The 9,012-nt window shown below is 74.0% G+C and carries 7 protein-coding genes and 2 pseudogenes; 4 read left to right on the top strand and 5 right to left on the bottom strand.

All coding sequences use genetic code 11. The features are described 5' to 3' along the window. Positions 1 to 101: 101 nt before the first annotated feature. The 3 genes and pseudogenes from ACFV4F_RS40855 to ACFV4F_RS40845 form a co-directional block, all read left to right on the top strand. Positions 102 to 653, top strand: a pseudogene (locus ACFV4F_RS40855) (glutamate synthase-related protein); the annotation flags it as partial. A 239-nt stretch (positions 654 to 892) separates the two neighbouring features. After that, entirely contained in the window at positions 893 to 1,249 is a 357-nt protein-coding gene (locus tag ACFV4F_RS40850; protein WP_380445904.1) for a nuclear transport factor 2 family protein, read from the top strand. An 11-nt stretch (positions 1,250 to 1,260) separates the two neighbouring features. Continuing rightward, complete coding sequence (locus ACFV4F_RS40845) at positions 1,261 to 2,349, top strand: hypothetical protein (protein WP_380510629.1); 1,089 nt, start codon at positions 1,261 to 1,263, stop codon at positions 2,347 to 2,349. A gap of 59 nt (positions 2,350 to 2,408) precedes the next feature. On the opposite strand, the gene ACFV4F_RS40840 is transcribed toward ACFV4F_RS40845, so the two are convergent. From ACFV4F_RS40840 to ACFV4F_RS40825, 4 genes are all read right to left on the bottom strand, one after another. Next, complete coding sequence (locus ACFV4F_RS40840) at positions 2,409 to 5,510, bottom strand: ATP-binding protein (protein WP_380510626.1); 3,102 nt, start codon at positions 5,508 to 5,510, stop codon at positions 2,409 to 2,411. Positions 5,511 to 5,631: 121 nt separating this feature from the next. Then, positions 5,632 to 5,982 (bottom strand): hypothetical protein, encoded by a 351-nt coding sequence (locus tag ACFV4F_RS40835; RefSeq protein WP_380445907.1) that lies wholly within the window; start codon positions 5,980 to 5,982, stop codon positions 5,632 to 5,634. A gap of 90 nt (positions 5,983 to 6,072) precedes the next feature. After that, complete coding sequence (locus ACFV4F_RS40830; RefSeq protein ID WP_380510624.1) at positions 6,073 to 6,252, bottom strand: glycosyltransferase; 180 nt, start codon at positions 6,250 to 6,252, stop codon at positions 6,073 to 6,075. Positions 6,253 to 6,270: 18 nt separating this feature from the next. Then, complete coding sequence (locus ACFV4F_RS40825) at positions 6,271 to 8,067, bottom strand: acyl-CoA dehydrogenase (RefSeq protein WP_380510621.1); 1,797 nt, start codon at positions 8,065 to 8,067, stop codon at positions 6,271 to 6,273. Positions 8,068 to 8,211: 144 nt separating this feature from the next. On the opposite strand from ACFV4F_RS40825, the gene ACFV4F_RS40820 reads away from it, so the two are divergent. After that, positions 8,212 to 8,640 carry a nitroreductase family deazaflavin-dependent oxidoreductase gene (locus ACFV4F_RS40820; protein WP_380510618.1) on the top strand — a complete coding sequence of 143 codons (429 nt, stop codon included), beginning with the start codon at positions 8,212 to 8,214 and terminating at the stop codon, positions 8,638 to 8,640. A gap of 129 nt (positions 8,641 to 8,769) precedes the next feature. On the opposite strand, the pseudogene ACFV4F_RS40815 reads toward ACFV4F_RS40820, so the two are convergent. Beyond that, a pseudogene (locus tag ACFV4F_RS40815) lies at positions 8,770 to 9,012 on the bottom strand (hypothetical protein); the annotation flags it as partial.

Here is a 9,012-nt window from a genome sequence, read left to right as displayed (position 1 = left end):
CCGCCCACCACACCGCCTTCTGGATACGGCGTCACCCGACAGATCCCCACTCAGTGACGTCCCGAGGGTACGGGGTGTTACACATCCACATGCTCCACCCGGGCGAGGGCGGCACCGGCGCGGCGCCGCGGATCTTCGCCGACTCGGTGGCGCTCCCGTTCCGGATGGGCTTCTCCCGCGTGTACGGGACCTTCGCCGAGCTCGGGCTGACCGACGAGCTGACATTCATCGGCTCCGGCAAGCTCGGCCTGCCCGAGAACGCCGCGGTCGCGTTCGCCCTGGGCGCCGACATGATCAACGTGGCCCGCGAGGCCATGCTGTCGATCGGCTGCATCCAGGCGCAGAAGTGCCACACCGACAAGTGCCCCACCGGCATCGCCACCCAGAACCAGTGGCTGGCCCGCGGCCTGGACCCGGCCTCGAAGTCCACCCGCGCCGCGGTCTACCTGCGCACGCTGCGCCGGGAGCTGCTCAAGGTCTCGGGCGCCCTCGGCGTCGCGCACCCGGGCCTCATCACGGCCAACGACATCGAGATCATGAACGGCGACTACGAGGCCCGCTCGCTGGCCGGCGTCTACGGCTACAAGGAGGGCTGGGGCGAGCTCGGCCCGCACCTCGCCAAGGAGATCACCGAGCTGCTCACCGCCAAGCCCGCGTTCGCCCGCGCGGGCGCCGCCAACACCCCCCCCGGCACCGGGTGCCCCCGGTTGCCAGGGCTCGTGGCGTTCTCCGGGCGGAAGTTCCGTTGCCGGCCTGCGGGTTCGCGGGTTCTTCCGGTCGTCCTTCCGGTGAACCGTCCGGTGCTTCTTCCTGGTCCACCCGGCCGCCGCGATGTTCTGCTGAACGCGGTCAAGTGACCATCCCCCTCACCGAGGACAGGAAGGTGCCGCGTATGAACGACCCCAGTGCCCGAACCCCCCAGGAGATCTTCCGCAGCCACGGCAAGGCGCTCCTCGCCCAGGACCTCGACGGGATCGCCGCCAACTACGCCCCCGACGCGGCCTTCATCACCCCCGCCGGCGTCCGGCACGGCCGCGACGGCGTGCGCGAGGGCTTCGCCCGGCTGTTCGCCGACCTCCCGAAGGCCGAGTGGGACCTGGTGACCCAGACCTTCGAGGGCGACGTCCTCTTCCTGGACTGGTACGCCGACTCCGACACCAACCGGGCGCACGGCGTGGACACGTTCGTCTTCCGCGACGGGCTCATCCAGACCCAGACCGTCCACTACGCGCTGACCCCGAAGAGCTGAGGAGACCGACCATGAGTGGATTCCTGCGTACCGCCGGCTCCGTCGCGCGGCGCCTGCGGACCGCCGCCGTCGCCGCCGGCCTGGCCGCGGTCGGCGTGGCCGGCCTGCCCGCGACGCCGGCCTCGGCGGCCACCTGGACGCAGTCGGTGACCGGGCCGATGTACCTCACCAGCGGCGCCTGGCCCGATCACGACCTGTGCGCCAGCGCCTCGGACGACACCGTCCGGCTGCGGCAGTTCGACGCCTCCGACCCGTACTGCCAGTGGATCCGGATCGGGGACCGCGGCCGCTTCACGCTCTTCAACCCGGCGAAGCAGAAGGTCGCGGGCTACGTGGGCGGCAACGAGGGCGCGATCACGATGCAGAGCCTCAACTACCCCACGTCCTACCTCCAGTTGTTCGCCTGGGGCGGCGCCGAGGACTGGGGCGCCTACGCGCTGCAGTCCTTCGAGGACAACGGGCAGAACATCGACGCCAAGGACCCGGGCAGCGACACCCCGCGCACCGACGGGGTGCACACCCGGGGCTGGCGGCACGGCTACCAGCGCGAGCTGACCTGGAACGAACTCCCGGTCGCCGCGCCCGGTCTCGACCGGTCCGTCGCGGCGCTCCAGGCCTACCAGACGTACCTGAACGGCACGCTGGGCAACGGCGCACCGGACGAGACCGCCTGCGTGACGGAGTCCACCCCCGTGCGGTCGGCCGCCGACACCCTGTTCGTGTCGGCCGAACTCGCCCGCGGCGGCGACGCCTACGCCGGGCTGCGCGCCCGCTCCGGCGGCGTCGGCCCGTGGGAGCAGTACAACCTGTGCCGCAACAACCGCAACGGCCTGTACGCGATCCGGTCGGCCGCCAACGGCCGGTTCGTCTCGGCCGAGCTCGCCTTCGGCGGCACCGACTACGCCGAACTGCGCGCCCGCGCCGACGTCCTCGGTCCGTGGGAGCAGTACACCGTCGAGCCCGTGGGCGGCGGCAGCTACGCCGTCAAGTCGGCGGCCAACGGGAAGTACGTGTCCGCCGAGCTCGCCTACGGCGGGGACAGCTACGGCGAGCTGCGCGCCCGGGCCGACGGCATCGGGCCGTGGGAGCAGTTCCGGTAAGGAGACCCGCTGAACGGGCTCGGACCTCCCCGGAGCGGGAGGTCCGAGCCCGCCGACGCCTACCGGGAGTGCGCTCCCAGGTCCGCCCGGCCGGTCACGCCCAGCGCACGGACCACGCGTTCCACCATGCCGGTCACGTCCTGCGGGGTCAGCAGCAGGGCCTGCGCGACCTGGCGGTCGCTGTGACCGGCGCCGATCAGCTCCAGCAGCCGGTACTCGGTCAGCGACAGGCTCGGCGCCACCGCCCGCTCGGCCTCCGGCCGCACCCCCACGGCGGCCAGCGCCCGGCGGACCCGGCCGGCCAGCAGGACGCTGCTGCAGGTCCCGGCGAGGTCCAGCGCCTCGGTGAGGACGTGGCGGGCCCGATCGGTCTCGCCGGTGCGGGTCAGGGCCACCCCCAACTCGTACTGCGCTCGGGCCAGTTCCAGGCGGGCCGGGGAGCGCTCCAGCACGGTGACGGCCTCCCGCAGCAGGGCCTCCCCCTCGGGGCCGCCCACGACGACGCCCAGGCAGCGCGACGCCACGCCGATCACCCGATCGGTGCCCCAGCGGTGAGCCAACTCCATCTCTTCGGTCGCGAGTTGGAACGCCTCTTCCCGCTGCCCGAGCGCCAGGTGCAGCAGCGCGGCACGCGAACGCCAGGGCGTCATCGCCAGGTTGGACACCCGCGCCCGCTTCTCCTGCGCGCCGTACTCCAGCAGGAGGGCCAGCGCGGCCGCCGGATTGCGCCGCGCCGCGTGCAGGCGGCTGCGGGCGAGGACCATCGGGCCCTGCCACGTCCAGCCCACCCGCTCGGTGTCGGCGTCCGGCACCAGGACGCCCGCCGCCGCGGCGAGCTCGCCGCGCTCGATCAGCGCCTCCCCCGTCTGGGCCATCAGCGCCAGCCGCACCCGGGGCTCCAGGCCCTCCCCCGCCGTCGTGGCGGGATGACCGAAGTCCGGCGTGAGGGACGGGATCCGCCCCCGGCGCAGCCGGACCGTCAGCTGCCACACCATCGCCGCCGACACCATCAGGAACGAGCCCCAGCGCCCGCCCACCTCGGCGATGTGGTCGAAGCGCGCCGCCGCGTCGTCGAGCCGGTCGGTGGTGACGAAGGACAGGCCGGCCAGGCTGACGAGCATCTGCGCCTGGTCCACGCCCGCCAGCCCGCCGCGCAGGGCCCGGTCGAGGAGGTCGTCGGTGACCGCGGCACTGGCGTCACCGGTGACTCCCGAAGCGGACAGCGCGGCCAGGACCGCGCACTCGCCGGGCGTGTCACCGGGAAGCTTCTCCTCCCACAGCCGGCCCGCCAGTTCCCGGGCCGCGGGGACGGTGGACAACTGCTCGTACCCGATCACCAGCATCTGGGCCTGGAGGTACCACGACACCTCACGGGCGATCCCGGTGCCGTCCTCCGCCTGCCGCAGATCCTCCACCGCGCGGGTGAGGACCTCGGTCGCGTCGGCGTGCCGGTGCCCGAGGAACAGCGCGTTCGCGAGCAGGTAGGCCGCCTCGGCCCGGGCGTACGGGTCCGTCAACGCCTCCGAGGCCCGGGCCAGTTGATGCCTGGCCGCGGCGACGTCGACCTGCAGCTCGGCCGCGCCCAGCTCCAGGAGCAGCGGGCCGCGCCGGTCGGCGGGCATCGGCTCCCGCAGGGCCCGGCGCAGGTAGGTCGCGGTGATCTCCGGCGCGCCTCGGCCGCGTGTCACCCGTGCGGCCTCCCGCAGTGCCTCCACCCGCCAGGCCTCGCCGCTCGGTTCGGCCAGCAGCAGGTGGGTGGCCACCACGTCCTCGCCCGCGCCCTCGCGTCGCAGCAGTTCGGCCGCCTGCGCGTGTGCGGCGGCCGACTCCACCGGGCTGACGACGGCTTCGGCGATCGCGGCCCGGACCAGGGGGTGGTCGAACCGTGCCACCTCGCCGGGCGCCAGCACCCCGATCCGCCGCAGACGGCGGCCGTGCTCGCGGGCCTGCGCCTCACCGAGCCCCGCCAGTTCGGCCGCGTGGTGCCAGGCGACGCCGTCGCCCAGCACCACCAGGGCCCGGGCCAGCCGACGGGCCGGCTCGGGCTGGCCCGCCAGCCGCTTGACCACGGTGGCCGCCAGGATCCTGCCCCGGAACTCCTCGACCAGGGGCGCGTGGCCGTCCTCGGGCTCGATCCCGTTGTCGGCCAGGGTCCGGAGCAACTCCCGCAGGAGCAGCGGGTTTCCCTGGCTCGCCTCGGCACAGGCGGCGACGAACCGCGGCCCGGCGTCGCGCCCCAGGCTCGCGCCCACCAGCCCGGCAACGCTGCCGGCGTCCAGCGCCGGCAGGTCGACGGGCAGGCAGTCCGGCTGCCCGGCGATCCGCTCCAGGAACGGCTCGGCCTCCGTCCCGCTGTGCGGCCGGGCCGCCAGCACCAGCAGCAGCGGGAGGCCGCGCAGGCGCCGCGCCAGGTAGTCCAGCCACCGGACGGACGGGCCGTCCGCCCAGTGGGCGTCGTCGACCACGAGGGCGACCGGCCCGTCGTCCGTGACGTGCACCATCAGCCAGTACAGGCTGTGCAGCACACCCAGGGACGCCTCGGGCGACAAACCTCCGCCCTCGCCGTCCACGCCGTCCACACCGTCCAAGCGCAGGACGTGCGAGGCCGGCGCGGCAGGGCCCGACAGCAGCCGCTCCCGGCCGGCCGCACCGGCTCGGGCCAGCAGCGGATCGGCCAGCTGCCGCAGCACCGCGAAGGCGAAGTCCCGCTCCAGCTCTCCCCCGGCGGCCCGGACCACCCGGAACCCGCGCGCCTGCTCGGCGGCGGCCCAGGCGTTCAGCAGCGAGGTCTTCCCCATGCCCGCGCCCGCGCGCACCAGCACGACCCCGCCCCGACCGGCCCGGGCGTCACCGGCCGCGCGTTCCAGGGCCGCCAACTGGCCCTGCCGGTCGAGCAGTTCGGCTCTCTTCGCGCGGTCGTCGACGCGGGAGCCGGCCGGCCCGCCGGAGCGGCCGGCGGCGAACAGCGCGGCGGCCTCCGCCTCCGCCAGGCCCAGCGCCGACACCAGCACCTCCAGGGTGCGGCGCTGCGGCCGCTCCCGGCGGCCCCGCTCCAGATCCCTGATCGATCTGGCCGCCAACCCCGCGGCCTCGGCAAGTTCCTCCTGAGTCAGTCCCGCAGCACGCCGCAGCTCCCGCAGCAGCCGGCCCAACGTCGTCACCCACACACCCCCACACCCGGGTCACCCCAGTGGCTACTCCCCGGTAACAAGTCGGGACCCTACCGGGCGAGGTGATCTTCCGGGGCGGCTTGACGAGAACTTGCCAGAAGAGGCCGCGTGGCTACCCACGACCGATGCGGGCGAGGAGCGGAACGGCGCCGTCCTCCGCGGCGATCCCACGGGCGAGCTCGGCCGCGCCGCGGCCGCGGGACGGGTCGGCGGGCAGGCCAAAGAGGGCGCGCAGGCGGGTTGCTGCGCCTGCGAAGGCACGTTCGGCGCGCTGCAGCACGTCCCGGCCCGCGGCGAGGTTACCCGCGCCGGTGTCCCGAGCGTTGGGCAGCGGGAATTCGGCGGTGGCGATCGCCGGCACCAGGTAGGCGCCGATGACGGGGACGCCGAGCGCCTCGCCCGCCGTCCGGCCGAGCGGTGCCGGGCCGAAGGCGGTGAGCAGCAGGTCGGTCCCGTCGGCCACCGCGTCCGCGACCGCCGGCGAGTCCGTCCGCGTACGCCCTCGTCAGCGCCCGGACCTCCACGCGCGACGCGGCCCGGGCGCGGTCCCGGATCAGCCCGTGCGGGTCACCGGCACGGGCCGGAAGCCGAGGCCGCACCCGCCGACGAGCGCGGCGAAGGACGGGTGGGCGGCCACGGCCACCTGGTGGCCCGCTTCCAGCAGGCGGCGCCCCAGGCCCGTGTACGGCGCGACGTCCCCCCGGGAACCGGCGGTGATGATCAGAATGCGCATGCGGCGATTCCGGCAGGCTCAGAACGCGTCGTCGGGCATCTCGACCGTGGTGCGGTCCAGGCTCTCCAGGAGCTTGAACTGCGCCTCGGTCTTGGGCAATTCGTAGCGGAAGAAGAACCGGCAGGCGTGGCGCTTCCCCTCGTAGAACGGCCCGCTGCCGGCGTCGGCGGCGAGGAGCTGCTCCAGCCACAGCCACGCGACGACGGTGTGGCCCACCGCTTCGAGGTAGATGCTCGCGTTGGCCAGGGCCGTCTCCGGGTCACCGGTCGACCACAGCCGCCGGGTGACCGAGACGACGCGCTGGACGGCCTCGTCGAGCCGCGCCGCGTACTCGGCCGCGTCGCCGCCGACGCCCTTGGCGCGGGCGATCGTCGCATGCACCGTCTCCACGAGCAGGCGCAGCCCGGCGCCGCCGTCCATGACGACCTTGCGGCCGAGCAGGTCCAGGCCGTGGATGCCGTGGGTGCCCTCGTGGATGGGGTTGAGCCGGTTGTCGCGGTAGAACTGCTCGACGTCGTACTCGCGGGTGTAGCCGTAGCCGCCGTGCACCTGGATGGCGAGGCTGTTGGCCTCCAGGCACCACTGGGAGGGCCAGCTCTTGGCGACGGGCGTGAGGACGTCCAGCAGGAGCTTGGCGCGGGCCCGGTCCTCGGGGGACGCGCCGGTGCGCTCCTCGTCGAGGAGGCGGCCGCAGTACAGGACGAGCGCCAACGCGCCCTCCGCATAGGACTTCTGGGCGAGCAGCATGCGGCGCACGTCGGCGTGGGCGATGATCGGCACCTGGGGCGCGTCCGGGTCCCTGCCGGTGAGCGGACGGCCCTGGGGGCGGGTGCGGGCGTAGTCCAGGGCGTGCAGGTAGCCGGTGTAGCCGAGCGCGGTGGCACCGAGTCCGACGCCGATCCGGGCCTCGTTCATCATGTGGAACATGTAGGCCAGTCCGCGGTGCGGCTCGCCGACGAGGTGCCCGACGGCACCGGGCCCGCCGCCCGGCCGGTGGACGCCCTCGCCGAAGTTGAGCAGGGTGTTGGTGGTCCCCCGGAAGCCCATCTTGTGGTTGAGCCCGGCGAGCACGACGTCGTTGCGCTCACCGGGCGAGCCGTCGGCGGCGACCAGCACCTTGGGCACGATGAACAGCGACAGGCCCTTCACGCCGGGCGGCCCGCCGGGGATCCTGGCCAGCACCAGGTGGACGATGTTCTCGCCGAGCTCGTGGTCACCGCCCGAGATCCACATCTTGTTCCCGAACAGCCGGTACGTGCCGTCGCCCTGCGGCTCGGCCCGGGTGCGGATGTCGGCGAGCGAGGAGCCGGCCTGCGGCTCCGACAGGCACATGGTGCCGAAGAACCGTCCCTCCAGCATGGGCCGGACGTAGGTGTCGACCTGCTCCCGGCTGCCGTGCGCCAACAGCAGGTTGGCGTTGCCCGCCGTGAGGAACGGGTAGCCGGACGTCCCCGGATTCGCGGCCTGGAACCACGCGAAGCAGGCGCTGGCCACGACGGAGGGCAGCTGCGCGCCGCCGACCTCGTAGTCCATCGCGCTGCCGAGCAGGCCCGTGCCGGCGAAGACGGCCAGCGCCTCCTTGACCTCCGGGATCAGGTGGACCCGCTCGCCGTCGAAGCGCGGCTCCTCGGCATCGTTCCGCTTGTTGTGCGGCGCGAAGTGCCGGGTGGCGACCTGCTCGCTGAGGTCCAGGGCCGCGTCGAAGGTCTCGCGCGAGTGGTCGGCGTAGCGCGGCCGCCCGGTGAGCGACGGGACGTCCAGCCATTCGTACAGCAGGAAGTCGAGGTCGCGGCGGGAGAGGAGCAGAGAGGTCATGGCATCGTGCCTTTCAACTCGACGAGCTCCGCCCGAGGCTACCCGAGCCCGAATCCGGTGTCGGGGCCCGCGTCCGGGACTGAAGGGGGCAGGCTGGGGGAAGGGCTCGGTCACACCCGGCACCATCAGAGTCAGGAGTTCGGCATGAGTGAACCGCTCGACTTCAACGCGAGGACCATCGCGGAGTTCCGAGCGAACGGCGGCTTGGTCGGCGGGCCCTTCGAGGGGGCTCCGCTCGTCCTGGTGCACCACCGCGGACGCACGAGCGGCAAGGAGTACGTCGCCCCGATGATGTGCCTGCCGCACGACGACGACCCGGACATCGTCTACGTCTTCGCCAGCAAGGGCGGAGCACCCACCGATCCGGACTGGTACCGCAACCTCACCGCCGCCGGCGAGGGCACGGTCGAACGCGGGACGGAGATGTACCGGGTGTCCGTGCGCGAGCTGACCGGCGACGAACGCGACCGCGTGTACGCCGAGCAGGCCCGGCGCTACCCGGGCTTCGCCGAGTACGCCCGCCAGACCGCCGGCATCCGCGTCATCCCGGTGCTCGAACTGACCCGCGCCTGATCCGGGGCCCCGGACCTCCGCCGGGGCCGCGCGGTCGTACCGGGGCGCAGGCGCGACGCCCCACCGGCTCGGCTCCGGTGTTCCGGTGTTCCGGTGTTCCGGTGGGGCGTCGCGTGCCGGGCCGGCCCGTCAGGCGGTGGGCTCCTCGGTCGGCGGGGTGCCGCGCAGGCACAGGTTGCGGTTGTTGTACTCGCTGCGGCCGGTGACGTCGGTGCCGAACCAGTCCGGGGGCTCGAAGGCCGTCGCCTCGGCGGTGCTGTCGAACTCGACCTCGACGGTGAGCAGGCCCGCGAGGGGGCCGCGGTAGGGGTGGAGCTGGGCGGGGCGGCCGGCCTCCAGCGGGACCGCGGGGGGGTCTGTGGGTGTCTGTGG

Source organism: Kitasatospora sp. NPDC059722 (assembly GCF_042733235.1).
GTDB lineage: Bacteria > Actinomycetota > Actinomycetes > Streptomycetales > Streptomycetaceae > Kitasatospora.
Note: the sequence above shows the minus strand (reverse complement) of the source record. Positions and strands in the feature narration are given on the sequence as shown.